The following is a 25,398-nucleotide window of genomic DNA, read 5'->3' as shown; positions in this document are numbered from 1 at the left end:
CAACTACTTGCATGCATGCATGGCATGTACTAACGTGCATGCATGCAAGCCACCTCCCCCAGCAACACCCCTAACTCCAGATCAGCGGAGCCCGCTCTGCGCGTCGACCGCGAGGTCTTGCTCGCGCACCGCGACGCCGCCGGCATTACCTCGAACGCGGCGCTGGCGGAACGCATCGGCGTGAACGAGTCGACCCTGCAGCGCGTGATCGGCAACCACGTCGAGCCGTCCACGCGGTTCATCGCTGGCGTGCTCAAGGCCTTGCCCAGAGCGAAGTTCGAGGACCTCTTCAAGTTCTGAACGTGCGAAGGCCCCGCATCGCCAGGAACCACCCCGGCGGCGGGGCCCTCAGGAGACGACCCACCACCCGCGAAGGAAGTGAACCGATGACGACAGCATACGACACGCGCCTGACCACCGCGCTGACGTTCATGGCCCTGCAGTTCGGTGTCGACGTTGAGCCGACGGACGACATCGTGCCGGACCCGTGCGTGCACTGCGGTGCGGAGGGCGCGGTGGCGAAGGTGAGGGTGTCGGCCGAGCCGAACCCGCACGAGACGCGCGAGGACTTCCGCAAGGAGTGCTGCCACCACTGCGTGCCGCGCCTGGTCAACGAGGCGAAGGCCGCGCACTGGGACCGCGCCGGGCACGAGGTGCTGGTCGAGGTGTCGCTGTGAGCGGCCTGGAGATCTTCGGCGCGCTCGCGACCGGTCTGCTGCTCGCACTGCTCATCGGCTTCGTGATCGAGGCGGCGAACGAGTTCGCGAACGCGCCGGCTCCGGCACAGCTCATCCCTGCCGCCGAGCTGGAGGACTTGGTGCGCCGCGAGTTCGAGCGCCAGCACGTCACCGATCCCGACGAAGGCATGCGGCAGCTTGCCGCCCTGGTTGGGCTGGAGCAGCGATGACGCTGGGGATCGCCGAGCATGTCGGCGCCTTCGAGGCTGGTTCGCCGGAATGGCACGCTGCCCGCGCGAACGCGATCACTGGCAGTCGCATCGCCGCGGTCATGGGCTTCAGCCCGTGGGAGTCCCGCTTCTCGCTGTGGCACCGCATGGCCGGAATGGTCTCGGACGAGGTCGAGAACGACCTGATGCGCTGGGGCAAACTGCTGGAACCGGTGATCCTCGGCGAGTACGCCCGTCAGCACGACGCCGAGCTGAACACCCGGCCGGGCACGTGGCGCAACAGTCTGCGGCCCTGGCAGGTCGCGAACGTCGACGCTCTCGGGCCGCGCATCGTCGAGGCGAAGTACTCGCCGATGACCGAGGGCTGGGGCGAGCAGGGAACCGACCAGATCCCGATCTACTACCGGGCGCAGTGCCTCTGGTACCTCGACACGTTCGGCGGCCCCGCGCAGGGCTTCGAGCGCGTCGACCTCGCCGTGTTCTTCGGCGTCACCGGCTATGCCGAGTACCACGTGGACTACTCGGCGGACGAGTGCCGGCTGATGCGCAACGAAGCCCGCGCGTTCCTCGACACCCTGCCGAACGGCGAGAGCCCCGGCGTCCGACCGGACATCGACGCCCACTCCTCGACCTGGCAGACCGTCCGCGAACTCCACCCGGACATCGACGACGAGGCGATCGAGGTCACGGACGACGTCGCGGTGCCGTACCTCAAAGCGCTCACGGCACTCGCGACCGCCGAAGAAGAGAAGGCCCGTGCCTCCGGCGTCCTGCTGGACGCGATGGGCCGAGCCCGCCGCGCCGTCCACAACGGGCAGCAGATCGCCATGCGCATCCCCGGCCGCGGCGACAAGCCGCCCTATCTCAAGCACACCCCGAAGAAGGCCCCTGGCCAGAAGGTGAGTCGAGCAGCATGACCGAAGCACAGACGATCACGGCGGCTGTCGCGACCCGCGACAACACGCCCGGCGGTCTCGTCAAGCAGTACTCGCAGAGCTTCACCGCCGTGCTGCCGTCGCACGTGAAGCCCGACACGTGGGTCCGGCTCGCGCAGGGCGCGCTGAAGAAGGGCAAGCGGGTTCCGGCGCCTGGCGGCGGCTCGTGCACCGAACTGGAGCTCGCCGCCACGAACAACCCCGGCGTGTTTCTGGCGTCGCTGCTGGAGTCCGCGCGCCTTGGCTTGGAGCCTGGCACCGAGCAGTACTACCTCACTCCGCGCAAGGTGAAGGGCAAGCTGGAGATCCTCGGAATCGTCGGCTACCAGGGCTACATCGAGTTGATGTTCCGAGCCGGTGCGATCTCCTCGGTGGTGGCCGAGTGCGTCTACGGCGGCGACGAGTTCGAGTACCAGCCCGGCGTGCACGAGCGGCCGATCCACCGCATCGACTGGGACTCCGAGGACCGCGGGCGCCTGCGCCTGGTCTACGCGTACGCGGTGATGAAGGACGGCGCGACATCGAAGGTCGTCGTGCTGAACAGGGCCGCGATCGAGAAAATCAAGGCCTCGTCGCAGGGCGCGAACTCCGAGTACTCGCCGTGGGTGAAGCACGAGGCGTCGATGTGGCTCAAGTCCGCGGTGCGCCAGCTCGCGAAGTGGGTGCCGACCTCAGCCGAGTACATGCGCGAGCAGTTGCGCGCGGCGCAGGAGGTGGCCGCCGAGCAGAGGCCGGCGGACTTCGCGCCTGGCGTCGAAGTTGACGGCGAGCCCGCGGACCTGTCGAACCTGCCGGTTGTGGACGACGGCGTCATCGACGGCGAAGTGGTCGACGAGTGATCTCCCCGGCGGACATGCCGAGGAAGCGGCCGGTGCACCCGTACCGGCCGCCCCTGGCCAAGCGCACCCCGGAGTGGCACTGCCGCAAGAAGTCCTACCCCACCAGGGAGGCGGCCGACGACTCACTCGGCGAGCTGTGGCAGCGCCGACGGGGCGGCCCGATCGAAGCCCACGCCTACCAGTGCCGGCGGCACGGCAACCGCGAGGTGTGGCACCTCACCAGACAGGACCAGGAAGGACGCGCCTAGTGACCAAGTACCAGGACGAGCCGGTCGACCGCCCGTCGTGCGGCACCTTGCCCGGCCACGACGCGCACCGCGCCGCGAACGAACGCGGCTGCGACGCGTGCGCCGAGGCCTACCGCCTGCACCGCAGGGGCTACCACATCCGCACCGGCAGGCAGGACAGCGTCCGCGTTCCGGTCGAGGTTCTCGGCGACCTGCTCCGCGAGATCGACAAACAGCCGGTGTTCCAGCGTCTCGTGGCCGCGCTCGGGCTGCCCGTCGCCGAGGCGTGCGTCGAGCGCCTGAACGCCACCGTGGACGAGGAGGTCGTCGAGCGGGCGATCGGCCGCGCCGAGAACTGGGCGATCCGGGACGCCGACCGGTTCCAGATCGGGCGCCCGCTGACGCACGCCGAGCAGCGGATCGTCGCGCGCCGTCTCGCCGAGCGCGGGCTGGGCACGAGCGCGATCAGCAAGGCCTGCCGGGTCGCCGGCACCACCGCGAAGCAACTTCACCTGGAGGTGACCGCAGCATGATCAAGAGCAAGACGCACGATCTCACCCCCGAGGACGCCGCCGAACTGCTCCGCCGACAGAACCTGTCGCGGCCCCTGTTCCAAGCGCTCTTTCAGACGACCGCGAAGTACGCGGCGGTCGACGAGGACCTCGGTCGCATCATCAGACGTCTGGTCACCACGCTCAACGGCGACGCGGTCGAGATGGACGACGGCAAGGTCGAGTACTTCGCGCGCGGACACGGCCGGATGCTGCTGGCGCTGGCCGAGGTGCGGCAGCCGCTCACGGTGCCGGACGCGCTGGTTCAGGCGCCCGCTGGCGGGTGGGGAGCGAAGGGCGTGCTGTGGCAGCACGTCTGCGGCCACGTTGAGGAGTGGCCGCGCGCTGAGGCGCCGGATTCGGGCGGCTGCGACGCGTGCGAGTCGGGCAGTCCGGACGCGTCGGACTGGCAGCCGTTGCTGGTGCCGCGCCGGGATGACCCCAACCAGATCATGATCCCGCTCGACGAGCTGGAGGCCGACCGTGGCTGAGCAGAAGTACGCGGGTGAGCCGTTCAGCGCTGGCGTCGCCCCGGAGGCGGGCGGCGAGATCAACGTTCAGGTGTCCGGCTGGGGCTGGTGGAACGTGTGGATCCGTGTCGAGTCCTACGTGGACGGCTTCGAGTCGACCGTGATGGACCCGCCCGACGCGCTCCGCTTGGCCCGCTACCTCGTCCGGGCAGCCGTTGTGTGCGCATGGAAGCGCCGCGCCGAACTCCGCCACATCCGCAAGATGGAGAGGAAGGCCCGCCGTGCCGCTTCGTGAACCGATCAACCCCCACGCAGCTGTGCACAAGCGGGCTGAGGTCCTGACGTACACCAACGGCGGGGGCCTGCCGCACGACGCCGGGCACGTGGTCGGCTACTACGCCTGCCCCACGTTCGTCATCGAACGCGACGACGGCACCCGGTTCTCCTGGGCAGCCGACCTCACCTTCGAGCACCCGACCTGCCGCGAGATCGAGGGTTCCACGGGCATCGCCTGTGGCCTCGACAGGCACCACGCACTCCCGCACATCGGTACCACCACCCCGGCGCAAGCCGAGGCCGGTGGTCACTCGATGACCGTCACCTGGCCGACCCCCGAGAGGACGCCATGACCGACCAGACCACGCTCGAACTGGCGTACGCGGACCGGCGTGCCGGACAGGCCGCCAACCTCGCCGCCGGCACCACCGGCCACCGCGACGACCGCACCGTCATCGAGATCGCCGTGGCCGTCTGCGCCCGCAACAACCGCCCGTTCACCGCCGACGACGTGCACCAGCTCGTCCGGCACGAACGGCCCGACGGCTACGACCGCAACCTCGTCTCGTCGGTGATGGGCACGTGGGCACAGGCCGGCCGGATCGTTCGCGAGCTCGAAGCCGGACTCAGCCCCAGCCGCAACCGCTCCCGCAAGGGCAGCCGCAACTCGTACTGGCGCGGCGCCCGCGACGGAAAGCAGGTCCTCCCGTGCCCCGCCTGATGAGCGTCGCGTTCACCGAGGACGCCGTGCGCAACCGCACCAAGACCGTCACCCGCCGCAAGGGCTGGACCTTCCTCAAGCCCGGCGACCGCCTCACCCTGTGCCGCAAGGTCATGGGCCGCAAGCCCGGCGAGCCGCTCGTCCGCGTCGCCGAGGTCGAGGTCGTCGAGGTGTGGCGGGAGCCACTCGGGATGGTCCTGCCGTCCTGGGGTCGCCGGAAGTACGGCGAGGCAGAGATGACCCGCGAGGGCTTCCCCGGCCTGGAGCCCGCCGAGTTCGTGCGCCGCTACTTCACCGAGGCACAGGGCATGACCGAGAACGACACCGTGACCCGGATCGAGTGGCGGTTCCTCGACGAGCCCGCCGCCTGACCTGTCCACCCGCGGGCCGCGCCAACTTCCCCTCGGCGCGGCCCGCACAGCCATTCACGCACCACGGAGACCACAGTGGACAGAGCCACCTACCTCGACAACCTCGTCCCCCTCGCCGTCCGCCTCGTCTGCGCCGTCCACGACGAAGGCCCCGCAGCCACCACCGCCGCGCTCGACGCCATCGCCGCCCTCGACGCACCGGACGATGTCCACCCCTGGACCGCGCTCGCCGTCACCCTCGCCGCCATGTCCGACCCCAACCGCGGCACCGAAGACACCCTCGGCTGGGTCCGCCACCTCGACCCCGGCACCGACGCACTCCCCATCCCCCATCAGAACATCAACACCCGCCTCGCGATCGAACTCGCCCTCGCCGGCAACCTCCCAGCACACGCCCTCACCAATGACGAAGGCGCCGAAGTCGTCCGCATCCTCCTCGAACGCGGCTGGCCCGAGAACGAGATCCGCGACCACCTCGACGGCGAACCCGCACTCATCCACCGCTGGGTCGTCCGCGAACACGCCGCCCGCGCACGAGGCGCCAAGAAGACCGGGACCGCCGCATGATCCCCAACTTCCTCATGCACGGCCGCTGCGCCGAAACCGACCCCGACGCGTTCTTCCCGACCAAGGGCGACGGCATCCGCCACGCCGTCCGAACCTGTTTGAGCTGCGAAGTCCGCGCCGAATGCCTCGCCTACGCCGTCGCCCGCCCCGAGCTCGACGGCATCTGGGGCGGCACCAGCAACCGGCAACGCGTAGCCATGCGCAACATCAAGGAACACCCCGGCGGCACCCTCGACGCCGAACCCGATCACGACGCGGCCTGAACCCCCGCCTCCCCACTCCCCCTCACCAGGAGAGGCAACCCTCGTGCGCATCCGCTCCATCAAGCCAGAGTTCTACCGCAGCGACGACATCGCCGGCCTCTCACGCGAGCACCGGCTCCTCTTCATCGCTCTCTGGTCCTACGTGGACGACAACGGTGTCGGCATCGACAGCGACCGGGCCATCGCCGCCGACTGCTTCGGCCTCGAAGACGACCCCGTCGAGACCCGCGAATTCGTTCGCGACGGCCTCGCGACACTCTCGCGAGCCTTGCTGGTAGCCCGCTACGAGGTCGCGGGCAAGCGCTACATCCACATCACCGGCTGGGACCGACACCAACGCGTCGACCGCCCCAACAAGCCCAGGTACCCCAGGCCACCTGCCGACCTCCCGCCCCCACCCGCAGACGAAACCCCAGATCAGGACACCTGGGAGCCGCCCGCCGAACCCCCCGACGAAGAAGACCCCGCGACACCCTCGCGACACCCTCGCGACACCCCCTCGACTGGAACAGAGGAACAGGGGAACAGGGGAACAGAGGCAGGTCGCTCCGCTCCCCCGCGCGAGCGCGCCCCCGCACGCCCCCGCGAGCGCGTGACCCCCGCCGAACTCAACACCACCGCCAGCCGACCCGACGCCTACCGACTCGTCGCCTCATGGGCCGACACCCTCAGCACCCCCGTGCTCAAACCCCAACAACGCGAACTCGCCAAACACGTCACCACCCTCCTGAGCCAAGGCGCCCAACTCCCCATCCTCCGAGACGCCCTCGACCTCTGGGCCGTCGAAGGACGATCACCCAACTACCTCCCCCACGCCTACACCGAAGCCGCCCGAGCAGCCCGAGCAGAGGCCAACGGAGGGCACTCCACGCGGGACGTCCGGGGGTCGCGTGCGCATTCGCCCGCACGGTCGGCTCGTGGCGAGAAGGTCCGCGGCTGGCTGAGCCTCACCCAACCCACCACCGAGGAGCCCTCCGGTTGGGCCCCTCGCATGATCGAAGGAGGCACCCGTGACGCGGGATGAACTCGCAGTGCTGATGGGCGTGGCGTCCGGTGTGGACCGGTACTTCCCGGCTGCAGACGATGACGTGCTGGATGCCTGGTACGAGCTGCTGGCCGACATCCCGGCTGCGGCGGCACGGGAGGCGTTCCGGCACCACTATCGGGGCACGTCGGAGACGATCACGCCCTACGACATCGCGAACTACTGGCGGGCCCGCCGACAGCAGCCGCCGGTCGGCGCCGGGGCGGTGCGCAACGACGCGCAGATCCAAGCCGGTGTGGATCGCGCGCTGGCGGCCCTGGTGGAGCGGAAGGCGCTGAAGTCCGGGGAGGACCTGAACACGGCGCAGGCGATCGCTGAGGGCGAGACCGCGGTACGGCGCTTGTACCGGTCGGTGCCGTGTCCGGTGTGCCAAGCCGAGCCCAGCCGGCCGTGCGTGACGTGGAAGGGCCAGCCGTTGACGAAGTCGCCGGCACATCCGGCGCGCATCGAGGCCGCCCAGGCGGGAGTTCGTGTCACCTCTGACGAGTCTTCGCGTGCCTAGCTACTTGCATGCATGCACGTAGTATACTAACGTGCACGCATCACCTCAGGTGACACCAAGCAACTGGAGACGACATGCAGACCGAAACCAGCCGCCTGACCAGCGGCACCGAGACCATCGAGGCCAGAGCCCTCCGCTCCGGCGACACGATCATCGACCCCGCCACCGGCGAACGGCAGTCCATCCACCTGGCCACCCGCTACGGCGCCCTGGTCATGATCTGGACCGACACCGTGCAGGGCTTCGCGCTCTCGCCGAGCCTCACGCTCACCATCGCCCGCCGCGACGTCCCCAAGCGCAACCCGCTGCGGCACGACCTGCTCGCGGTCGGCGCCGTCCTGCTGCTGCCGCTCGTCGAGTGGTGGGACGACCGCCGCCCGCTGGAGCGGTTCGCCGCCGTCGCCCGCGTCACGGTCGTGCTCGCCTGCGTCGCCGTCGTCGTCCTCATCGGCGGCTGCCGGCCCAGCGTCGAGCAGGGCACCGTCGACAAGCTCAACAACGCGGCGGTGACCCGATGAGCGACCGCAACCAGCTCGCCGCCGACCTCGCGCGCATCAGCTTCGAGGTCCTGAACAAGCTCGCGATCATCGACGATGTTCCGCAGATCGCGGGCGTCAACTTCAACCTGATGACCATCACCGCCCAAGCGGGCGTCGAGATCCAGATGATGCCGCGCGCCACGCCGAGCGACCTCGCCGGCTGGGCCGAACTGTTCGAGGCCAACGTCGTCATCGAGCAGGAGTCCAACCGCTTCGGCATCACGATCACGTGCGACGCCTACCAGCACCCCGTGCGCCTCTGGTCCGGCATGGACTTCGCGACCGCCGTCGCGTTCTACGCCAAGGCCGGACTCGACGCGAACGAGAAGCGCCACGAGCTCACCGCGCAGCAGCTGCGCGAGTTGGCCGCCGAGGCGGTGCAGCCGTGAGCTGGTTCAGCAAGAGCAAGCCTGAGCCGCAGGACAACGACAACACCACGGACACGTGGCACGTCAAGACGGTCCTGTCCACCAAGCCCGGCCACCGCGTCCTCCGCAAGGAGCGCTGCGACTGCGCACACGGCCAGGCAAGCGGTCAGTGCATGGCCTACGAAACCCCCAGCTCATGAGCGCGGACGAGGAGACCACGGTGGCTGACGACCAGATCCCGCGCGAAGCCGTCGACGGCTTCCCCTGGTGCGACACCTGCAAGCAGCCAGCCGTGTGGAGCGAGTTCAACGGCTGGCGCCACTCCACCGCCGAGTACCGCTTCGGCCTGCCGCAGCACCTGGACAACTCAGGCCACGAGGTCACGGCCAAGGAGTGGACCAACACGCCGCAGTGGGGCAACGCGTGACCGCGCCCAAGGTGCACGACGAGCCGGTCGGCCACACCGCCGGCCAGCTCGTCACCTGGCGCGACACCGAAGCCGTCCTCCTCGACGCCGACGGCCCCTGGCCCACCGTCCTCCCCGTCGACAGCAACGTCGGCTGGAGCGTCCACGAAACCGAGGTGAGCCCGCGGTGAAAATCGGCAGCCTGTTCACCGGCTACGGCGGCCTCGACCAAGCCGCACGCGCCGTGTTCGGAGGCGAACTCGCCTGGGTGTGCGACAACCACCCCTCCGCCGTCACCCTGCTCCAGCACCGGCACCCCGACGTGCCCAACCTCGGCGACATCACGGGCGTGGACTGGGAGCAGGTCGAGCCCGTCGACGTGCTCGCCGCGGGCTTCCCCTGCACCGACATCAGCGTCGCCGGCAAACGTGCCGGGATCGAAGGAGCGCAGAGTGGCCTCTGGTCCCACGTCGTCGCAGCCGTTCGCGTTCTACGACCCCGACACGTCGTCCTGGAGAACGTCTCTGCCCTCCTTGTTCGAGGACTTGACCGAGTCGCCGCCGACCTGGCCGCGCTCGGGTATGACCTCCGCTGGGTTTGCCTACGCGCTTCCGACGTCGGCGCACCCCACCGCCGCGACCGTTGGTTCGGATACGCCACACCTGCCGACGCCGACAGCGCGGGATGGCAAGGGTCCGAACCAACGCGGCGACACAACGTGCCTGCGCGGTGCGTTGTTGCCCACGCCGAAGGCCTCGGACACCGGGACGCCGGGTCGGCGCGCGTCACCGGGCTTCAGGCCGCCGCTGTCGCAGGTGGTGAACGAGCAGTTGCTGCCGACACCGACTGCGGCGGACGCGGACCGGTCGAGCGCGACCTACGTGCGGGGCAACCCGACGCTCGTGGGGGCGCTGCTGCCGACGCCCACCGCGGCGGACTACGGGACCAACCAGTCGCCGAGCCTTGGCGCAGCGGTGCGCCCGTCGCTGTCGAGTCTCGCGCGCACGTGGACTGGGGACAGTTCGAGCCCGCCATCCGACGCTGGGAAGCCGTCCTAGGCAGGCCTGTCCCGGCACCGACCGTGTGGTCCGCCGCCTACCGCAAGGCGCGTCAGCTCCGGATGGAGTGCCGCCACCCGAAGCCAGTCGGCATGCGCGGATCGCTGCGTCCGGCGTGGGTGCTCAACCCGCGGTTCGTCGAGTGGCTGATGGGTCTCCCGGCCGGCTGGGTCACCGACGTGCCCGACCTGTCCCGGTCGCAGCAGCTGCGACTGCTCGGCAACGGCGTCGTGCCGCAGCAAGGCGAGGCCGCCCTGCTGCGTCTGCTGCTCGGAATCGGGCGGAGACGCAAGCGCAAGGCGGGCGCCGCATGACCCCCCGCGCGTTCTGGGACCGCCACGGCGACCTGTGGGAGCTGGACCCGGCCGGCCGCAACTGCCGCCTCGTGTGGGCGTCCGGCGAGCACGGGCCGCGCACGTTCTCGGGCGGCTGGGTGCCGCTCTGGTACGCGCGTCCGCTGCTCGAACCGCTGATCCCTGCCGCGTGACCGGTGCCGGCCCGCCCCCTGCACCACCCTCACCCGCTAACCGTCCCTGGAGGACATCGTGTCTGAAACCCAGGCTCTGCTCGACGCAGCCACCGAGGCGATGGGGCCGCCCCGCGCGATCGAGCCCGAACAGTTCGAAGTGACCGCCGCCGCCGTCACCGCCGCCGTGCTGCGCGCCCTGTCCGCGCTCGTCGACGACGCCGAGAACGCCGGCATCGAATGGCCGGACTCGGGCGACCTGTCGCTGCTCGCGGACGCCATCGACCCGCCAGCCGAAGGGGACGGTGGGAGATGACCGAGGACGAGTTCGTGCCGTGCCGTCCCGGCTGCTGGACGTGCAAGCCCGGACCGTGGGTGACCGCCGGAGCGATGCGCTGGACGCCCACCGGCGCCCCGTACCCGGTCGGCCCGTCCGTCGAGCCGTACCGCGGCCGGCCGATCGCGCCCGAGGTCCGCGGGCTGGAGTTCCACGGCGCCTACGTGGACGAGATTGCCGCGATGCCCGAGAGACCGGAGCCGAAGCCCGTTCCCCGCCGCCCGCTGGTCGCGGGCCTCATCCGGAGGTTGCACCCGTGAACCGGCCCCTGAACGCCCGCGGCTGGGCTCTCGTGCTCGCCGCCGTCATCCTGCTCGACGACGTCACCGAGCTGCTCGACGAGGTGTCGGGCTGGCGGATCGGCGTGCTCGTCGCCGACCTGGTGCTCATCGCGTGGATGCTGCTCGCCTTCTACGGCAAGCGGCCCGCCGCGGAGCCGGGGCGGTGAGGCGCGTGGCGTTCGCAGTGCAGTTCCTCGGCGCGATCGTCGTGGTCGCCGTCGCGATCGTCGTGGTCGCGGTCATGCACGTCCCCGACACCGTGCCGGACGAGCCGGCCGATCTGCCGCTGCCGGACGGCAACACCCGCGGCGACGACCTGCTCACCTGGGCGGCCGAACACCCCGACCGCACCCACGCGCCCGAGTACCTGGAGGACCTGTGACGATCCCGCCCGCAGTGCGAGCGCGCGCCGCCGAGGCGATCGCCAAGGCCGACGGCCGACAGCTCGGACTCGAACCGCTCGCCGACGCCACGTACGAGCAGATGGCCGACGCGGTGCTGGAGATCGTCTCGGAACGACTGGAGTCCGCGGGCGCGCTGATGACTGAGTTCCAGCGACTCGCCGAGTTCGTGCGGCAGCGCAACCTTGTGCTGTCCGGCCTGCTGCGCGGCATGGCCCGGCGCGCGGTCCAGTACCGCCGGGCCGTCGACGCGATGCACCGACAACTGACCAGCGAGCACGCCCAGGCCGTCGAGGACTGGGGCCGTAACGACGAGGCCATGCTCGCCGAGAACCAGCGGCTCGCTGACCAAGTCCAGCGTCTCACCGCCGAGCTCGCGGCCCGTGACGGGATCATCAGCGGGTGGGTCCGGCAGGACGAACGCCGCCGCGCCAAGCCGAACCCGTGGTTCACGCCCGCCGCCGAGTTCCCGCTCGAAGCGGCCGAACGCGCCGACCGCGAAGCCGCGCACCGCCCGTCGATCGGGTACGCGTTCAGCCCTCAGGAGCACCGCGAGGAACAGGTCGACCTCGAATCGCTGACCGGCGCCGCCGCGTTCGACCGCGCGTTCCCGCCCGCATGCGGGCAGATCCACGACGGAACCGAGTGCCTCGAACCGCGCGTGCCCGAGACGAACGGCTGCTGGGTCCACTACGGGCCGCCCGAGGCGGCACCGCTCACCGCCGGCGAGTTGGACGAAGTCCTCGACCTCGACGCGGACACCGTGCGCACTCCAGGCGAGCCGAGGGTGTGGCGCGAGGGCGACCTGGAGCCCACCGAGCTGGGGCTGGTCCTCAAGTCCTCGGACGGCGTCACGTGGTGGCGCAAGGGCAACGGCGAGTGGTGCGGCAGCGCGGGCTACTCGATGTCGACGTGGGTCGGCCTGATGTGCCACAAGCTCCGACTCACGGAGCACCGCAGCCTCGACGCCGAGGCGGGCCCGTGACGACCGTCGAGCTTCCCCGCGTGCCCTGGAGCGTGCCGGACTGGCACGAGCGCGGCGCCTGCCAGCTGTTCCCGGAGCTCGACTGGATCGAAGCCAAGGCCAAGAGCCCGCAGGCGCTCGCGTGCAAGACGATCTGCGCCGCCTGCCCCGTCCGCTACGACTGCGCCATCAGCGCCCTCGAACGCGGCGAACCCAACGGCATCTGGGGCGGACTCGACCGTGCCGACCGCAAGAAGATCGCCGTCGAGTTCGGGTTCCCCCTGCCCGGCGACCCGCCGCCGCACGGCACCCACGCCCGCCGCGTCAAATGGGGCTGCACCTGCAGGCCATGCAAAGACGGCCACGCCCTGTACGAGCGTGAACGCCGGTTCCGGGCCCGCGCGATGGCGGTGTGGTCGCGGCCGCTGCTCGTGCTCACCGTGCCGTTCAAGGCCGGACGGCGCCTCGCCGGGGCCGGCCAGTACCTGCTGCCGCTCGACGTCCCGGCCCCGCTGGGCGCCGAACGCGAGCAGCAGCCCGACGAGGCCGCCATACCGGCCGCAGCCTGAGAGGATGACCGACGTGGATGACCTGGTGACGTGGCTGCGCGAGCAGATCACCGAGGACCGACAGGTCGCGCACGCGGCACATAGCCGCGTAGAACACGGCACCGAGCGGTGGTACGGGAAGGACGCTCGGATCGTTGACGGCGTGGGACACCTCATCGTCACGCACTCGTGGGTGAACGAGATCGCCCACATCGTCCGCCACGACCCGCGCACCGTGCTGGCCCAGTGCGACGCGCACGAGGCGATCCTCGATCTGTTCGAGTACGTGTGCGACAGCAGCAATGACCAGAGGTCGGACGAGCAAGGCGTTCTCATGTCCAATCCCGTTGCCCGGCGACGGATGCGTGACGTGGTCCGGCGGCTCGGCCTGGCCTACCGGCACCGCCCCGGCTACCGCGACGAGTGGAGATGGAAGTCCGCTTGACACGGAATCGAACAGGTGTGCGAGACTCTGCGCCGCCCGGCTGGAATGGGAAGCCAGCCGGGCACCCACACCAGGAGACACGCATGCCACCCCCGCGCCCGCTGTTCGTCACCGAGATCATCCCCGCCACCATCCAGACCCTGCAGGAACGCCACCAACGCATCCTCGCCATAACCGGTGCCGGCGGGTTCGTCACCGACCCCGAACTCCAACGCGTCCTTGACCTGTGCAAACAGATCCTGGAACCGCCACAGCAGTAGGTGACAGCACGCGGCGACCATCACCGCGTGCCGAACCCGCAGAACCGCACACCGGACCACATCCGCGCCGAGGTCGCGGACTACATCCGCGCGCACGCCGGCACCCCCGAAGGCTCTGTCCGAGCCATCGCCCGCCGCTTCGGCATCGGCAAGACCACCGTCGGAGTCATCGCCGACGAGCACGGCCTCGGCGACGCCTGGCTGGAAGGCGCCGAGCAGACAGCTGCCGCCACCGAAGCCCGTCGCGTCCACCTCGGACGCCAGCGCGCTCTGCTCCAGGAAGACCTGCTCGACTCAGCCGCCGACCTGGTCGACCGGATCCACGACGAGGTCGTGCACCTGAACGTCGTCAAGGACGGCGGCGAAGATGGCGGCGAACACGTCGAGCACACTGTTCTCCCGCCTGGCCCCGCCGACTACCGCGCGATGTCCGCTGCCATCGCCACCTTCTCCAAGGCCGCCGTCGACCTCGCCAAGCTGGACAACGACACCAGTCGCACCGATGCCTCGGTTGGCCTGCTCGATCGGTTCTGGGAAGCGCTCGTCAACGACCCCGAGACCATCGGTGACGACGAAGACGACGAGGCCCCGACACCCAGCGAGCCCGTCGAGTGAAAAGCACGCTCGTCCCGACGAGCGTCTTCAAGCTCGTCCCGCTGAGCCGCAAGCAGAAGCGGTCGATCTTCCGCGCCAACGCCCGCATCAACCTATGGGACGGCGCGGTCCGGTCCGGCAAGACCGTCGGAAGCATCATCCGCTGGCTCAAGTTCGTGCGCGACGCACCCAAGCGCGGCGCGCTCGTCATCATGGGCCGCACGAAGGACAGCATCGCCCGCAACGTGCTCGACGTCATCGCCGACATCGACCCCGGTGCCATCGTCTTCACCCGCGGCGCACCCACCTGCAAGATCTACGGCCGCGAAGTGCACGTCGTCGGCGCGCACGACGTCAAAGCCGAGGCCACCATCCGCGGTTGGACGCTGTACGGGGCGTACGTCGACGAGGCGACGGTCATCCCGCACGTGGTGTGGAAGCAGCTCCTCAACCGCTTGTCGGTGCCGGGCGCGAAGCTGTTCGCGACGACCAACCCGGACACGCCGTCGCACTGGTTGATGAAGGAGTTCATCAGGAAGCTCGAACTGCCAATCGGCCACAAGGACCGGCCGAACATGGTCCGCTTCCAGTTCCGGCTGCCCGACAACCCCTCGCTGGACGACGACTACAAGCGGTCGCTGATCGCCGAGAACCACGGCCTCTGGTACGACCGCAACATCGACGGCAAGTGGGTCGCCGCCGAAGGCGCCATCTACGGCCTGCTCGACGACAAGGTGCACTGCAAGCCAGCACCGCCGCCCGACCGGTGGCAGCAGGCCTGGGTCGGCATCGACTACGGCACCTCGAACCCCACGCACGCCGTGCTGATGGTGCTGGCCGCCGACGATTCCGGCCGTGACGCGTTCTGGGTCGTCGCCGAGTGGCAGCACAACGGTCGTGAGAAGGGCCAGCTGACCGCCGCGGAGCAGTCCGCGCGCATGGCCGCGTGGGCGGCGCCGATCGTCGAGCCCTCTGGCCTCGGGTTCGTGACCGTGCTCGACCCCTCGGCCGCCCCGCTGCGCGTGCAACTGCGTGCTGACGGCTGGCCTGGTGTCCGCGGCGCCGACAACCGCGTGGAGCTCGGGCTGCAGGCGTGCCTGTCGCTGTTCGGTGGGGAACGCCTGTACGTCGACAAGGCGCGCTGCCCGATCCTGTGGGACGAACTGACCGGGTACGTGTGGGACGAGAAGGCTCTCGAACGCGGCGAGGACGAGCAGCCGTTGAAGGTCAACGACCACGGCCCGGACGCCCTTCGCTACGCGGTCATGGCCGGCCGCATGATCTGGCGGGCGTGGCTGCCCAATCTCGCGAGCACGGCCGACGCTAGGACTGCGGCATGAGCTTCGGTGCGTGCTGCGGGCACAGCGTCGCGGCCGCGGCCGACAGCACACGCTCCGACTTCGCCCGCTCGGCTGTGCCCGTCGCGCCCGCGTTGTCCATGAGCTGCTGGACGGTCAGGCCCTCGCCGAAGTACCGGCAGTACATGTCGCCCTCGGCGTAGACGATCTGCTCGTCAGCCGGGCCGTGCACGACGCCCTGGTCGCGCAGCATCTTCACGAAGGTGTCCTTCGCGTTCGCCGCCGGCGTCGCCTCCGTCGCGGTGGCGGTGCTCTGGGTGCCGGCCCTCACCGGTTGGTCGTTCGCCGCGAGCAGGGCCGCGGTGCCGCCGGCAAGTCCAGCCAGCGCGAACGCCCCTGCGAGCACGGCCATCGTTCGACGTTGCATGTCCACCCCTGCCGGCAGTCGTCTCCACCTCGTGTGGTCGCCCTCGACCGTGGACGTGTTACGGGTGACACGCGTTGCGCAACGTCACCTGTGCGGCTCATCCAGGGACCGTAGATGGTGGCGAAGCGCGAAGCCCACGCCGAGGTGACACCCCACCCCGAGCGTGGGCATCGTGCTGATCGAGCCCGGAACGATGTGGCCGCCCCCAGGGCATTGGACCCTCCGCGCCTACTGGCAGTCGCACCGGGCCTGGTGGAGCGGCGACCTGACGGCCCTGCGCACCCGCACGCCCACAACCGCCCCCGGTGGCTACTGGGCGCGCATGGCGTACAAGCCCGGTGAACGCCAGGTGCACGTGCCGATCGCCGCGGACATCGCCCGCACCTCTGCCGATCTCGTCGCCGGGGACACGCCGCACATCGACTGGGAAGACCAGCAGGCCGAGCCCGCCAAGCCCGCGGATGGTGAGGCGCCAGCGAAGCCGAAGAAGAGCCCGGTCCAGGAAGCGTGGGACGGGATCGCGCAGCGCATCGGCTTCGCGAACAAGCTCCTGGAGGGTGTCGAGACGGGCTCGGCCGTCGGCGGCTGGTACCTGAAGCCCGCATGGGATGAGCGGCTCGGCAAGCGGCCGCTGCTCACCATCGTGGCCGGCGACCAAGCGCTGCCGACGTTCCTGTTCGGCGAGCTGCTGGCGGTCACGTTCGTCACCGAGCTGCCCGCCCCGGCGGACTGGACGCAGCGCCGCGACTCGACCGAGGTGTGGCGGTGGCTGGAGCACCACGAGCCTGGCCAGATCCGACACGAGCTGTGGCGCGGCACGCTGACCCACATCGGCTCTCCGCAGCCGCTCGCCGACCACCCGACGACGAAGCAGTTCCTGCCGGTCATAGACACGACGCCGATCAAGCCAGGGCTGCTGGTCGAGTTCGTGCCGAACAACCTGCCCAACCCGCTCGACACCACGGTTCCACTGGGCCGCTCGGACTTCCAGGGCTGCGAGACCCTGTTCGACGCGCTCGACGAGGCGATGGCGTCGTGGATGCGGGACATCGAGCTCGCCAAGGCCCGCATCCTCGCTTCCGAGGACATGCTCACGCCGACCGCCGGCAGGGGCGGGATCCTCGGCGGCCTGTTCGGCAAGGGCAACACGACCGCCGCGAAGGCGTTCGATGTGGACGCCAAGGTGTTCGTGCCGCTGAACATGCCGGTAGAGGACAGCGACGGCAAGCCTGTCCCGATCCAGCTGATCCAGCCGGAGATCCGGTTCGAGGCGCACGAGCGCACCGTCCTGCAGCTCATCGAGCAGATCGTCAGCCGCGCCGGGTACGCGCCGCAGTCGTTCGGCATGCACGTCGAGGGCCAGTTGTCCGGCACGGCGATGCGTCGGCGTGCGGAGAAGTCGTACCGCACCCGCGACCGCAAGCGCCGCTATCTGCGTCCCGCGCTGGAGTCGATCGCCGAGACGCTGATGCGACTCAACGCCGTGCTGAACCCCGGCGCCCCGGTGCCGGACGGCCCGCCGACGCTGGTGTGGCGGGAGGCCGACCAGGCGGACCCGCTGGAGATGGCGCAGGTGATCGAGCTGCTCACCCGCGCGCGTGCCGCGTCGCGCGAGGTGCGGGTGCGCCAGGCCCACCCCGATTGGGACGACACCCAGGTCCAGGAGGAGGTGGCGCGGCTGGCGAAGGAGGACGAGGAGCTCAACGCGCTCTCGCCGCTGCTGGGCCCGACCGAGGACGACCACCCCGAAGACGTCCCGCCGCCGAAGCCGGACGAGGAGTAGCGGGTGAAGGGCGTCAACCCCGCCGACGCCTCCCGCGTCCTCAAGACCCTCGTGGACGTGTGGGACACCGCCGCCGAACGCATGCTTCTCACCGTCGCCCGGCGGCTGGCGCGCGGCATCGACGAGCCGGGCTGGGCGGAACAGAAGTCCCGCGAAGCCCTCGCGGTGTCCGGCGAGCTGCGCGGCATCATGCGGCAGGTGCCGACCGAGGAGACCGCCGTCGCCGCGCTGCAGGAGGCGTACGCGCTCGGTGAGCGGGCGGCCGAGTCGCTGGGTGAGCGGTTCGTCGCGAGCAACCCGTCGAAGGTGATCCGGCTGGCGACGCTGTTCGCGCGGAAGCTGCGGGGCACCTACGTTCCCGTCACGCGCGCGCATGAGGACGTGTTTCAGCGTGCAGTGACCGAGTCCGAGTTGCTGATGCAGACGGGCACGATGGTGCGCCGCGAAGCCGTGGCGTCCACCGTGGACCGGCTGCTGACCGAGGGCGTCGACCGGTTCGCGGCCGGCGACGGGAAGCGCTGGCACCTCGACGCCTACGTGCGCATGGCCGGCCGGACGGTCGCCCAGCACACGATGATCGAAGGCCAGTTGGACGGCATGGTCGCGCGCGGCAAGGACCTGGTCGTCATCTCCGACTCGGTGCGCGAGTGCAGGCTGTGCCGCCCGTGGGAGTCGAAGCTGCTCTCGATCTCCGGCTCGTCGGTCGGGGCCGAGGTGGACGGGCTCGTGGTGGTGGGCTCGGTCGCCGAGGCGCGCGCGGCTGGCCTGTGGCATCCGAACTGCACGCACCGCGCCGACCCGTACGTCTCTGGTCTCACGCGCGTGCCCGAGCCGCGCGAGAACCCAGAGGGGTATGAGCAGCAGCAGAAGCTGCGGCGGCTGGAGCGCGAGGTCCGGCAGTTGAAGCGGACGCTGCTCGCGGTGCAGCAGCTCGGCGACACGCAGGCGGCGCGGGATCTGCGGCGGAAGATCCGGGTGAAGAGCGAGCAGATCGCGGCGCACACAGAGGCGTCGGGCCTGAACCGCCGGCGTGAGCGGGAACGCCTGGTCGGCGGCTAGTCCGGCTCGGTGACAGCACCCCGACACGGTCGCCCCATGACCCCGCAGACCTTTCGCAAGAAGCCCGTCGAGATCCAGGCGCGGCAGCTCACGGCCGAGAACGTCGCAGAGGTGGCTGAGTGGTGCGGCGGGCTGAACGTCGCCGACCTGGAGTGGGACTACAGTCAAGGCGCGTACTACGTTCCTGACGGCGGCGGCTACGTCTTCGCGCCGTTCAAGACACCGGGCCTCGTCATCCGCACCCTGGAGGGCGACCACTTCGCCGAGTTGACCAGCTTCGTCATCTGCGGCGTCAAGGGCGAGTTCTACTCGTGCAAGGCGGACATCTTCGCGGCCACGTACGAGCGCATCTGACCGAGAGGTGACAGCGTGCCGTGACCCTCCGGTCATGGCACGCACCCTCATCGGCAAGCTCACCACCACCAGAGCGGGCGCCGAGCCCGCCATGACCAACGTGGACGCCACGGCCAGTCCGGACGGCATGTACTTCCCGTGGACCCCGACCGCGCGTCTCCTCGTGAAGACCGGCGGCACGGCCACGAACGTCACCATCGACGTCGCCACCCAGGTGGACGGCCTCGACGTCACCGACCGCGTCGTTGCCGTGGCCGCGACCACGCCGGTCGGCGAGTTCATTGGGCCGTTTGGCCCCGAGTACAAGCACGCGGACGGCAACGTCCGAGTGAACTTCTCGTCCGCCACCAACGCCACCTGCTGCATCATCGACTGACCGGTGACACGCGGATCGGACGGTGGCGGGGTGTCGAACCCCGCAGCGCCACAGGGCGCCCCCGCCGCCACCCCGCCCGCACCCGTCGCGCCCGAGGGCGGCCAGCCCCCGGCCGCCGCGACCCCGCCCGCGCCCACTCCCCCGGCCAGCACGCCCGCGCCGCAGGGCACGCCGCCCGCGCAGCCCCCGGCCGGTCAGCCCGGCGGCGAGAAGACGTTCACGCAGGCCGACCTCGACCGGATCATCGGCGAGCGGCTGGAGAAGCAGCAGAAGGCACTGCAGAGCCAGCAGTCCGAGCAGATGAAGAAGCTCGCCGAGGCGATGGGCTGGCAGAACCCCGAAGGCGCCCCCGACCCTGCGAAGCTCTTGGAGCAGGCCCAGCAGCAGGCCAACGCCTACCAGCAGCAGGCGCAGTCGGCGATGGCCGAAGCCCTCGCCGCACAGGCCGGCATCAGGCCCGAACGCGTCGGCACGTTCGCGAAGCTCGTCGACCTCGCCGGAGCGTTGAAGGACGTCGACCCCACCAGTGGCGACGCCGTGCGCACCGCCATCAAGTCCGCGGTCGACGCGAAGGCCGCCGAGTTCCCCGAGTGGAAGGGCGCCGTGCTGCCCGGCTCGTCCGGTGGTGACGGCCAGGGCGGCGCCACGCCGAGCCTTGACGAGCGCATCGCCGCCGCCACGAAGGCCGGCAACCACGCCCTCGCGATCTCCCTGCAGCGACAGAAAGCGCGCGAGCAGGCAGGCAGGTAACACACGGCCTGCACGGTGGTGCCCGAACGCAGGTAACCCGCCCGGCCCACTGCACCGGGCACCACGGAGGTATATCGCTCGAACTCCGCGAGCAGCCAGCTAGCACGGATGCACGAGGAGAACCATCATGGCCGGAATCACCGGTCTCGGCACCACGTTCAACCTGCCGAACTACACGGGCCAGCTGTTCGCCCTGACGCCGGAGGACACGCCGTTGCTGTCCGCGATCGGCGGCCTGACCGGCGGCGGCCAGACCACCTCGACGGAGTTCGAGTGGCAGACCTACGACCTGCGCGACCCCGGTCAGCGCACCAAGGTCGAGGGCGCCGACGCGCCGACCGCCGAGGAGCGGACGCGCGGGAACGTCACGAACGTCGTGCAGATCCACCACGAGGCCGTCTCGGTGTCGTACACCAAGCAGGCCGCGGTCGGGAACCTGGCCTCGCCGCAGTCGGCGCCGTACAACCACCCCGGCGGCGGCCCGAACCCGGTCACGAACGAGATGGACTGGCAGGTCGTGCAGGCCATCAAGTCCATCGCGCTCGACGTGAACTGGTCGTTCTGGAACGGCCAGTACCAGAAGCCGACGACCAACGCCTCCGCCCGCCAGACCAAGGGCCTGCTCGCGGCGATCACCACGAACCGCATCGCCAAGGCCGCGACCGTCACCGGTGCGTCCTCGGCGACGGACACCGTCACCTCGACCGCGCACGGCCTGTCCAACGACGACAAGATCGTATTCCGCAACACGGGTGTCGCCACGAACATCGTCGCCGGCCGCGTCTACTACGTCCGCGACGTCGCGGCCAACACCTTCAAGGTGGCCACGTCGCTCGGCGGCACCGCGCTCACGCTCGGCACCGCGACCGGCCTCTCGTACGTCGAGCCGTGGACCACCGACCTGTCCACCGACCACGTCAGCGACATCATGCAGATGTGCTACGACAACGGCGGCCTGTCGGAGCAGAGCACCGCGACCCTGGCGTGCAACAGCATCCAGAAGCGCGCCCTGACGAAGGCGTTCGGCAACGCCTACGGCAAGTTCCAGGAGACCACCCGCAACGTCGGCGGCCTCGACCTCACCACGATCGTGACCGACTTCGGCACGCTCAACGTCATGCTCGACCGGCACCTGCCCCAGGACATGATCGTCCCGGTGTCGCTGGAGCAGCTCATGCCCGTCCTGCTGAACATCCCCGGCAAGGGCGTGTTCTTCGAGGAGGAGCTCGCCAAGACCGGCGCCTCGGAGCGCTCGCAGATCTACGGCGAGATCGGCCTCAAGTGGGGCAACGAGCGCGCCCACGGTGTCCTGGAGGGGCTGAAGGTCTGATGCCTACCTTCGAGCGCTTCAGCGGCGCCCACCGCGCCGCTCTCGTCCGCACGCACGACAAGGCCGAGATCGCCAAGTACCGGCGTCTCGCCGAGGACGGCACCGACGGCTGGCGCGAGGTCAAGGAGTCGAAGCCGGCCAAGGCCGAGACGCCGAAGGCCCAGCCGCTGACCGACGCAGAGAAGAAGGCCGCGGTCGACGCGAAGCTGCTGGCGAACGCCGGCGCCGAGCACGACCCCGCCGAGATCCGCGCGAAGCTCGCTGAGCTGGCCGCGAAGTAGAACGTGGTGCCTGGGCCCGTGGCGGTCGCGCCGTCTGCGGGGAAGGTGGGCCCTCGGGTCCAGGCATCCACCCCTTGTCATACCTGTCTGGGAGGATCGTCGGCATGCCGTGGCTTGGGCACGCGCCGGACGCGCCGGACACCCACAAGATGTGGGCGGATCGGGACTCAGCAATGGAGGCTGCGTTGCGCGCCTCGGGCTGGCGTCACGAGGTGCCCGCGCCCGGCTCCGACGAGCCTCCCGTGAACGAACCGCCGGCCGAACTCGCGGCCGCGGACCAGCCTCCGGTCGTTGAACTGCCAGCCCCGGAACCGAGGAAAAGGGGCGGTCGTGGATGACGGCACCGCGCACGCGTTCGGTCGCGTCGAGGGCAAGTTGGACCGGCTGTTCGACGAGGTGTCGGCGCAAGGCCGCACCCTCGCGGAGCACGGCATTCGTCTGGCGCACGTCGAGGACGACGTCGAGGACCTGAAGACCCGCAACAACGCCGACGACCGCCACGGGATCACGGTCCGCGGTTCGATCTTCGTGGGCCTGTGCACGGTGGTCGCGTCTGGCGTGGTGACGTCGCTCGTCACGGTGCTCGGCAAGTAGCTGGGTGACACCTCGCCCGCAGCGTTGATGTGTGGCAGAGGTCAGTTACCCGTTCCAGAGTGGCGCCGGTACGTCGGTTACCGAACTGGCGTGGTCGCGCATGGCGCGCCTGTTCGCCGCGGACGGCATCCCGCCCGGCACGCCCTACGTGTCGCTGGGCGCGGGCCTGAACTTCGTGCTGCCGGCGGGGTTCGAGGCGCTGGTGCGCGGCATGTACTACCGGGTGGAGTCGTCGGCGACGACGAAGACCGGTGTCGCGAACGCGAACACCCTGCCGCGCGTCGACCGGCTTGTGCTGCGCCTCTCCTACTCGGGCGACAGCGTGACCGCGCACATCAAGCAGGGCACCCCGTCGAGCAACGCGCAACCGCCCGTGCTGCAGCAGGACGACACCACGTACGAGATCGGTATCGCGATGGCGCGATGCCCCGGCTCCGGGTCTGCGCAGAACTACAGCGACCTGTGGCTGGAGCCGATCTGGACGGACGTCGGCTCGTGGGTGTCGTACACACCGGTGTGGTCCGGGTTCGCACAGATCGGCGGCGCGGTGTCGACGGGCCGGTACAAGCGGCTGGCGTCCGGCCTGATTCACGTGGTGGGCGCGATCTTGGGTGCGAGCGACACCTTGTTGGGCGGCAACCAGATCACCGCGTCGCTGCCGGTTCCTGCCCGCGATCCGGGCAACGCGGCCGCTTTCCCTGGCGCCGCGCAGTATCGGCCGACGGTGGGGCTGTGGCGGAACATGGCGTGCCAGGCCGGTCTCGGTACCCAGCTGGCGCTGTATGCGCTGGACGGCAGCAACCAGCTGGTGACGCCGGGGTCGATTCCGCTGCAGTTCGGCGGCGGGTCGAGCTTCTGTTTCCAGGTGACGTACGAGACCGCCTGAGGTAACACCCGGCGGTCAGGGTGCGGGTATGCCCGATATCTGGCTGCCGGGCTGGAACCGGCACCCGTTCGGCCTCAGGGGTAAGACGTACCAGTACGGCCACAACCCCAAGGGCTGCTTGCACACGACCGAGGGCACGTCGATCGCGGGCGCGCTCGCGGCCTACGCGCCGTACCCGCCGCACGGCATCTACGACTGGCGCACCCGCCAGAAGCTCCAGCACGTCCCGCTGAACCTCGCCTCGTACTCGGCGATGGACGGCAACGACGACGACTACATGGTGCAGATCGAGCTCGTCGGGTTCGCCGCGGAGTCCCGCTTCTGGCCGGACGAGGCCTGGCGCAACATCGCCGAGGACGTCATCAAGCCGATCGAGGACCATTTCGGCGTGCCGCGACGGGCGCTCGACTTCAAGGACGGCCGCGACGGCATCACGCCGTACATCTCCAGCGCGCAGTCGCCGATCCGCATCAGCCCGACCCAGCTGCGGGACTTCTCCGGCTGGCTGGGCCACCAGCACCTCTGCGCGCCGGACACGCATTGGGACCCCGGCGCTATTCAGATCAACAAGATCTTCTCGTACCTGGAGGACGACGTGTCAGCAGAAGAGGTCTGGAACTACCCGCTGGTGATGGTGCACGCGGACGGCACCACGCACACGGCCAACGCACGCGAAGTCCTGCGGCACTCGGAGCTTCAGCACGAGGTCACTCGCAGCGAGCTGTCCAAGGTCAAGAGCGACCTGTCCAAGCTGCAGGCGCAGGTGGCGGAGCTCAAGGCGTCGGGCATCCCGACCGTGGCCAAGGTCGACGTGACCGAGATCGCCAAGGCCGTCAACGACGAGGGCGACCGCCGCGACCGCGACGGCGACCCGAAGACCGGCACGCCGAGCTGAAGGCAGGAACCCCATGAACGAGGCAACCATTCGCGCGTTGCGGACGCTCGTGCAGAACCTCGCGGTCGACGTTGGCGTGGCCGTCATGGTCGCTGTGTCGCCGCTCATCATCGGCACCCAGTTGGACTGGCGGCTGATCGCGGTCACCGCCGCGAAGACGGCGCTGGCGACCGCCGCGTCCTGGATCCACCGCAAGCTGAACGAGCTGCGGGACAAGAAGCTCGGGGGCTGAGCCATGCCGTTGCCGGGCAACGTCGACCTGATCGAGGTCACCGGAACGTTCTTGAGCTACACGGGTGCGGCCGCGACCGGCACCGTGACGTTCAGGCCGTCCGGGGATCCGTGGCTGAAGAACACCTCCGCCGACGTGATCCTCGTGCCTGGCAACATCCCGTGCACGCTGGAGGACGGCGAGCTCGTCGGCCCCCTCGGCGCGGTCGGCACTGGCGGGAAGGGCGTGTTGCTGCCCGCCACGAACGACCCGGACCTCGCGCCGAACGGGTTCGTCTACGACGTCACCATCGCCCTGTCCGGCCAGGAGGTGCAGGCGTACTCGGTCGCGTTGCCCACCGGCACCACGCCGGTCGACCTCGCCGACCTCGCGCCCGTCACCCCGGTTGAGGGCTCCGGCACGCCGATCGTGACGAGCGTCGACGGTGTCTCGCCGTCGTCGACCGGCGCCGTCGTGCTGAACGCCAAGCGACAGAAGGCGCCGGTGACGCTCGCCGACGCCGCCACGATCAACACCGACGCGTCGCTGGCGGACCTGTTCCGGGTCACGCTCGGCGGCAACCGGACGTTGGCGAACCCGTCGAACCCCGTCGACGGGCAGATGCTGCGGTGGGAGATCGTCCAGGACGGCACCGGCGGCCGCACGCTCACGCCCGGCTCCAAGTTCGTGCTCGGCACCGACATGCCGTCGCTCGTGCTCACGAGCACCGCAGGCAAGAAGGACATCCTCGGCGCCGTCTACAACCAGGCCGCCGACAAGTGGTACGTCGTCGCCCTGGCGAAGGGGTTCTGA

46 protein-coding genes are annotated in these 25,398 nt (G+C 70.0%); 45 read left to right on the top strand and 1 reads right to left on the bottom strand.

Annotated features, from left to right (window positions below):
- Positions 1-42: 42 nt before the first annotated feature.
- The 33 genes from BMW88_RS30800 to BMW88_RS30660 all read left to right on the top strand — a co-directional run bounded on the left by BMW88_RS30800 (position 43) and on the right by BMW88_RS30660 (position 15,681).
- Positions 43-300, top strand: coding sequence for a helix-turn-helix domain-containing protein (locus BMW88_RS30800; protein ID WP_245778171.1), 258 nt, complete (start codon positions 43-45; stop codon positions 298-300).
- 86 nt (positions 301-386) lie between these two features.
- Positions 387-677, top strand: a complete 291-nt coding sequence (locus BMW88_RS30795) for a hypothetical protein (RefSeq protein WP_089957461.1) — start codon at positions 387-389, stop codon at positions 675-677.
- The gene (locus BMW88_RS30790) at positions 674-907 is read left to right on the top strand and encodes a hypothetical protein (RefSeq protein WP_089957457.1); all 234 of its coding nucleotides are present in this window, start codon (positions 674-676) and stop codon (positions 905-907) included. Before BMW88_RS30795 ends, BMW88_RS30790 begins: the two co-directional genes overlap by 4 nt.
- Positions 904-1,824 (top strand): lambda-exonuclease family protein, encoded by a 921-nt coding sequence (locus tag BMW88_RS30785; RefSeq protein WP_089957452.1) that lies wholly within the window; start codon positions 904-906, stop codon positions 1,822-1,824. The genes BMW88_RS30790 and BMW88_RS30785 overlap by 4 nt, the downstream gene beginning before the upstream one ends.
- A complete protein-coding gene (locus BMW88_RS30780) occupies positions 1,821-2,681 on the top strand; it encodes a recombinase RecT (protein ID WP_089957449.1) in 861 nt (286 codons plus the stop codon). The genes BMW88_RS30785 and BMW88_RS30780 overlap by 4 nt, the downstream gene beginning before the upstream one ends.
- Positions 2,678-2,929, top strand: coding sequence for a hypothetical protein (locus tag BMW88_RS30775; protein ID WP_089957446.1), 252 nt, complete (start codon positions 2,678-2,680; stop codon positions 2,927-2,929). Before BMW88_RS30780 ends, BMW88_RS30775 begins: the two co-directional genes overlap by 4 nt.
- Positions 2,929-3,441, top strand: a complete 513-nt coding sequence (locus tag BMW88_RS42280; protein WP_089957442.1) for a hypothetical protein — start codon at positions 2,929-2,931, stop codon at positions 3,439-3,441. Before BMW88_RS30775 ends, BMW88_RS42280 begins: the two co-directional genes overlap by 1 nt.
- Positions 3,438-3,950 carry a hypothetical protein gene (locus BMW88_RS30765; RefSeq protein ID WP_089957440.1) on the top strand — a complete coding sequence of 171 codons (513 nt, stop codon included), beginning with the start codon at positions 3,438-3,440 and terminating at the stop codon, positions 3,948-3,950. Before BMW88_RS42280 ends, BMW88_RS30765 begins: the two co-directional genes overlap by 4 nt.
- Positions 3,943-4,224 carry a hypothetical protein gene (locus tag BMW88_RS30760; RefSeq protein ID WP_089957437.1) on the top strand — a complete coding sequence of 94 codons (282 nt, stop codon included), beginning with the start codon at positions 3,943-3,945 and terminating at the stop codon, positions 4,222-4,224. Before BMW88_RS30765 ends, BMW88_RS30760 begins: the two co-directional genes overlap by 8 nt.
- A gap of 22 nt (positions 4,225-4,246) precedes the next feature.
- Positions 4,247-4,558, top strand: a complete 312-nt coding sequence (locus tag BMW88_RS30755) for a hypothetical protein (protein WP_143116340.1) — start codon at positions 4,247-4,249, stop codon at positions 4,556-4,558.
- A complete protein-coding gene (locus tag BMW88_RS30750) occupies positions 4,555-4,926 on the top strand; it encodes a hypothetical protein (RefSeq protein WP_089957431.1) in 372 nt (123 codons plus the stop codon). Before BMW88_RS30755 ends, BMW88_RS30750 begins: the two co-directional genes overlap by 4 nt.
- On the top strand, positions 4,914-5,297 hold the full coding sequence (locus tag BMW88_RS30745) for a hypothetical protein (RefSeq protein WP_089957428.1): 384 nt from the start codon (positions 4,914-4,916) through the stop codon (positions 5,295-5,297). Before BMW88_RS30750 ends, BMW88_RS30745 begins: the two co-directional genes overlap by 13 nt.
- 75 nt (positions 5,298-5,372) lie before the next feature.
- On the top strand, positions 5,373-5,864 hold the full coding sequence (locus BMW88_RS42275) for a hypothetical protein (protein ID WP_089957425.1): 492 nt from the start codon (positions 5,373-5,375) through the stop codon (positions 5,862-5,864).
- Positions 5,861-6,127: a WhiB family transcriptional regulator gene (locus BMW88_RS30735; protein ID WP_089957422.1), complete on the top strand. Its 267-nt coding sequence runs from the start codon at positions 5,861-5,863 to the stop codon at positions 6,125-6,127. Before BMW88_RS42275 ends, BMW88_RS30735 begins: the two co-directional genes overlap by 4 nt.
- 43 nt (positions 6,128-6,170) lie before the next feature.
- Positions 6,171-7,151, top strand: coding sequence for a hypothetical protein (locus BMW88_RS41240; RefSeq protein ID WP_143116339.1), 981 nt, complete (start codon positions 6,171-6,173; stop codon positions 7,149-7,151).
- Positions 7,138-7,674, top strand: coding sequence for a zinc finger domain-containing protein (locus BMW88_RS30725; protein ID WP_143116338.1), 537 nt, complete (start codon positions 7,138-7,140; stop codon positions 7,672-7,674). Before BMW88_RS41240 ends, BMW88_RS30725 begins: the two co-directional genes overlap by 14 nt.
- Positions 7,675-7,748: 74 nt before the next feature.
- Positions 7,749-8,192 (top strand): hypothetical protein, encoded by a 444-nt coding sequence (locus tag BMW88_RS30720; protein WP_089957414.1) that lies wholly within the window; start codon positions 7,749-7,751, stop codon positions 8,190-8,192.
- Positions 8,189-8,602: a hypothetical protein gene (locus BMW88_RS30715; protein ID WP_089957411.1), complete on the top strand. Its 414-nt coding sequence runs from the start codon at positions 8,189-8,191 to the stop codon at positions 8,600-8,602. Before BMW88_RS30720 ends, BMW88_RS30715 begins: the two co-directional genes overlap by 4 nt.
- Entirely contained in the window at positions 8,599-8,781 is a 183-nt protein-coding gene (locus tag BMW88_RS30710) for a hypothetical protein (RefSeq protein ID WP_089957406.1), read from the top strand. Before BMW88_RS30715 ends, BMW88_RS30710 begins: the two co-directional genes overlap by 4 nt.
- A 20-nt stretch (positions 8,782-8,801) precedes the next feature.
- The gene (locus BMW88_RS30705; RefSeq protein WP_143116337.1) at positions 8,802-9,008 is read left to right on the top strand and encodes a hypothetical protein; all 207 of its coding nucleotides are present in this window, start codon (positions 8,802-8,804) and stop codon (positions 9,006-9,008) included.
- Positions 9,005-9,178: a hypothetical protein gene (locus BMW88_RS42270; RefSeq protein WP_177221483.1), complete on the top strand. Its 174-nt coding sequence runs from the start codon at positions 9,005-9,007 to the stop codon at positions 9,176-9,178. Before BMW88_RS30705 ends, BMW88_RS42270 begins: the two co-directional genes overlap by 4 nt.
- The gene (locus BMW88_RS30700) at positions 9,175-10,359 is read left to right on the top strand and encodes a DNA cytosine methyltransferase (RefSeq protein WP_089957400.1); all 1,185 of its coding nucleotides are present in this window, start codon (positions 9,175-9,177) and stop codon (positions 10,357-10,359) included. The genes BMW88_RS42270 and BMW88_RS30700 overlap by 4 nt, the downstream gene beginning before the upstream one ends.
- Positions 10,356-10,532: a hypothetical protein gene (locus BMW88_RS42265; protein WP_177221482.1), complete on the top strand. Its 177-nt coding sequence runs from the start codon at positions 10,356-10,358 to the stop codon at positions 10,530-10,532. The genes BMW88_RS30700 and BMW88_RS42265 overlap by 4 nt, the downstream gene beginning before the upstream one ends.
- 58 nt (positions 10,533-10,590) lie before the next feature.
- Positions 10,591-10,827, top strand: a complete 237-nt coding sequence (locus BMW88_RS30695; RefSeq protein ID WP_089957396.1) for a hypothetical protein — start codon at positions 10,591-10,593, stop codon at positions 10,825-10,827.
- The gene (locus BMW88_RS30690) at positions 10,824-11,108 is read left to right on the top strand and encodes a hypothetical protein (RefSeq protein ID WP_089957392.1); all 285 of its coding nucleotides are present in this window, start codon (positions 10,824-10,826) and stop codon (positions 11,106-11,108) included. The genes BMW88_RS30695 and BMW88_RS30690 overlap by 4 nt, the downstream gene beginning before the upstream one ends.
- A complete protein-coding gene (locus BMW88_RS30685) occupies positions 11,105-11,296 on the top strand; it encodes a hypothetical protein (RefSeq protein ID WP_089957388.1) in 192 nt (63 codons plus the stop codon). Before BMW88_RS30690 ends, BMW88_RS30685 begins: the two co-directional genes overlap by 4 nt.
- Before the next feature lie 5 nt (positions 11,297-11,301).
- The gene (locus tag BMW88_RS30680) at positions 11,302-11,511 is read left to right on the top strand and encodes a hypothetical protein (RefSeq protein ID WP_143116336.1); all 210 of its coding nucleotides are present in this window, start codon (positions 11,302-11,304) and stop codon (positions 11,509-11,511) included.
- Positions 11,508-12,515: a hypothetical protein gene (locus BMW88_RS42260; protein ID WP_177221481.1), complete on the top strand. Its 1,008-nt coding sequence runs from the start codon at positions 11,508-11,510 to the stop codon at positions 12,513-12,515. The genes BMW88_RS30680 and BMW88_RS42260 overlap by 4 nt, the downstream gene beginning before the upstream one ends.
- Positions 12,512-13,063 (top strand): WhiB family transcriptional regulator, encoded by a 552-nt coding sequence (locus BMW88_RS42255; protein WP_177221480.1) that lies wholly within the window; start codon positions 12,512-12,514, stop codon positions 13,061-13,063. The genes BMW88_RS42260 and BMW88_RS42255 overlap by 4 nt, the downstream gene beginning before the upstream one ends.
- Before the next feature lie 4 nt (positions 13,064-13,067).
- Positions 13,068-13,487, top strand: a complete 420-nt coding sequence (locus BMW88_RS30670; RefSeq protein WP_089957381.1) for a DUF6221 family protein — start codon at positions 13,068-13,070, stop codon at positions 13,485-13,487.
- 83 nt (positions 13,488-13,570) lie between these two features.
- Positions 13,571-13,747, top strand: coding sequence for a hypothetical protein (locus BMW88_RS42250; protein ID WP_177221479.1), 177 nt, complete (start codon positions 13,571-13,573; stop codon positions 13,745-13,747).
- A 27-nt stretch (positions 13,748-13,774) separates the two neighbouring features.
- Positions 13,775-14,362: a hypothetical protein gene (locus BMW88_RS30665; protein WP_143116335.1), complete on the top strand. Its 588-nt coding sequence runs from the start codon at positions 13,775-13,777 to the stop codon at positions 14,360-14,362.
- Positions 14,359-15,681 carry a PBSX family phage terminase large subunit gene (locus BMW88_RS30660; RefSeq protein ID WP_089957376.1) on the top strand — a complete coding sequence of 441 codons (1,323 nt, stop codon included), beginning with the start codon at positions 14,359-14,361 and terminating at the stop codon, positions 15,679-15,681. The genes BMW88_RS30665 and BMW88_RS30660 overlap by 4 nt, the downstream gene beginning before the upstream one ends.
- Here the strand turns inward: BMW88_RS30660 and BMW88_RS30655 are convergent.
- Positions 15,665-16,051: a DUF732 domain-containing protein gene (locus BMW88_RS30655; RefSeq protein ID WP_177221478.1), complete on the bottom strand. Its 387-nt coding sequence runs from the start codon at positions 16,049-16,051 to the stop codon at positions 15,665-15,667. The two genes, BMW88_RS30660 and BMW88_RS30655, sit on opposite strands and share 17 nt — an antisense overlap.
- Positions 16,052-16,238: 187 nt before the next feature.
- Here BMW88_RS30655 and BMW88_RS30650 point away from each other — a divergent pair, with 187 nt between their 5' ends.
- From BMW88_RS30650 to BMW88_RS30595, 12 genes are all read left to right on the top strand, one after another.
- Complete coding sequence (locus tag BMW88_RS30650; RefSeq protein ID WP_143116333.1) at positions 16,239-17,849, top strand: phage portal protein; 1,611 nt, start codon at positions 16,239-16,241, stop codon at positions 17,847-17,849.
- Between the two features lie 3 nt (positions 17,850-17,852).
- The gene (locus BMW88_RS30645) at positions 17,853-18,908 is read left to right on the top strand and encodes a phage minor capsid protein (RefSeq protein WP_089957367.1); all 1,056 of its coding nucleotides are present in this window, start codon (positions 17,853-17,855) and stop codon (positions 18,906-18,908) included.
- Between the two features lie 36 nt (positions 18,909-18,944).
- The gene (locus tag BMW88_RS30640) at positions 18,945-19,262 is read left to right on the top strand and encodes a hypothetical protein (RefSeq protein ID WP_089957365.1); all 318 of its coding nucleotides are present in this window, start codon (positions 18,945-18,947) and stop codon (positions 19,260-19,262) included.
- A 34-nt stretch (positions 19,263-19,296) separates the two neighbouring features.
- Entirely contained in the window at positions 19,297-19,638 is a 342-nt protein-coding gene (locus BMW88_RS30635; protein ID WP_089957362.1) for a hypothetical protein, read from the top strand.
- A 30-nt stretch (positions 19,639-19,668) separates the two neighbouring features.
- The gene (locus BMW88_RS30630; RefSeq protein WP_089957361.1) at positions 19,669-20,388 is read left to right on the top strand and encodes a hypothetical protein; all 720 of its coding nucleotides are present in this window, start codon (positions 19,669-19,671) and stop codon (positions 20,386-20,388) included.
- A gap of 127 nt (positions 20,389-20,515) precedes the next feature.
- Positions 20,516-21,718 (top strand): SU10 major capsid protein, encoded by a 1,203-nt coding sequence (locus BMW88_RS30625; RefSeq protein WP_089957358.1) that lies wholly within the window; start codon positions 20,516-20,518, stop codon positions 21,716-21,718.
- Positions 21,718-21,999, top strand: coding sequence for a hypothetical protein (locus BMW88_RS30620; RefSeq protein WP_089957357.1), 282 nt, complete (start codon positions 21,718-21,720; stop codon positions 21,997-21,999). The genes BMW88_RS30625 and BMW88_RS30620 overlap by 1 nt, the downstream gene beginning before the upstream one ends.
- A 330-nt stretch (positions 22,000-22,329) precedes the next feature.
- Positions 22,330-22,593, top strand: coding sequence for a hypothetical protein (locus tag BMW88_RS30615; protein ID WP_089957354.1), 264 nt, complete (start codon positions 22,330-22,332; stop codon positions 22,591-22,593).
- Positions 22,594-22,624: 31 nt separating this feature from the next.
- Complete coding sequence (locus tag BMW88_RS30610; RefSeq protein WP_143116332.1) at positions 22,625-23,479, top strand: hypothetical protein; 855 nt, start codon at positions 22,625-22,627, stop codon at positions 23,477-23,479.
- 28 nt (positions 23,480-23,507) lie between these two features.
- Positions 23,508-24,374 carry a hypothetical protein gene (locus BMW88_RS30605; RefSeq protein WP_089957349.1) on the top strand — a complete coding sequence of 289 codons (867 nt, stop codon included), beginning with the start codon at positions 23,508-23,510 and terminating at the stop codon, positions 24,372-24,374.
- Positions 24,375-24,387: 13 nt separating this feature from the next.
- On the top strand, positions 24,388-24,606 hold the full coding sequence (locus BMW88_RS30600) for a hypothetical protein (protein WP_089957347.1): 219 nt from the start codon (positions 24,388-24,390) through the stop codon (positions 24,604-24,606).
- A 3-nt stretch (positions 24,607-24,609) separates the two neighbouring features.
- On the top strand, positions 24,610-25,398 hold the full coding sequence (locus BMW88_RS30595) for a hypothetical protein (RefSeq protein ID WP_089957344.1): 789 nt from the start codon (positions 24,610-24,612) through the stop codon (positions 25,396-25,398).

The sequence above is a fragment of the Lentzea xinjiangensis genome, from assembly GCF_900110955.1.
Lineage (GTDB): Bacteria > Actinomycetota > Actinomycetes > Mycobacteriales > Pseudonocardiaceae > Lentzea > Lentzea xinjiangensis.
This window is presented reverse-complemented; position numbering and strand designations above follow the sequence as displayed.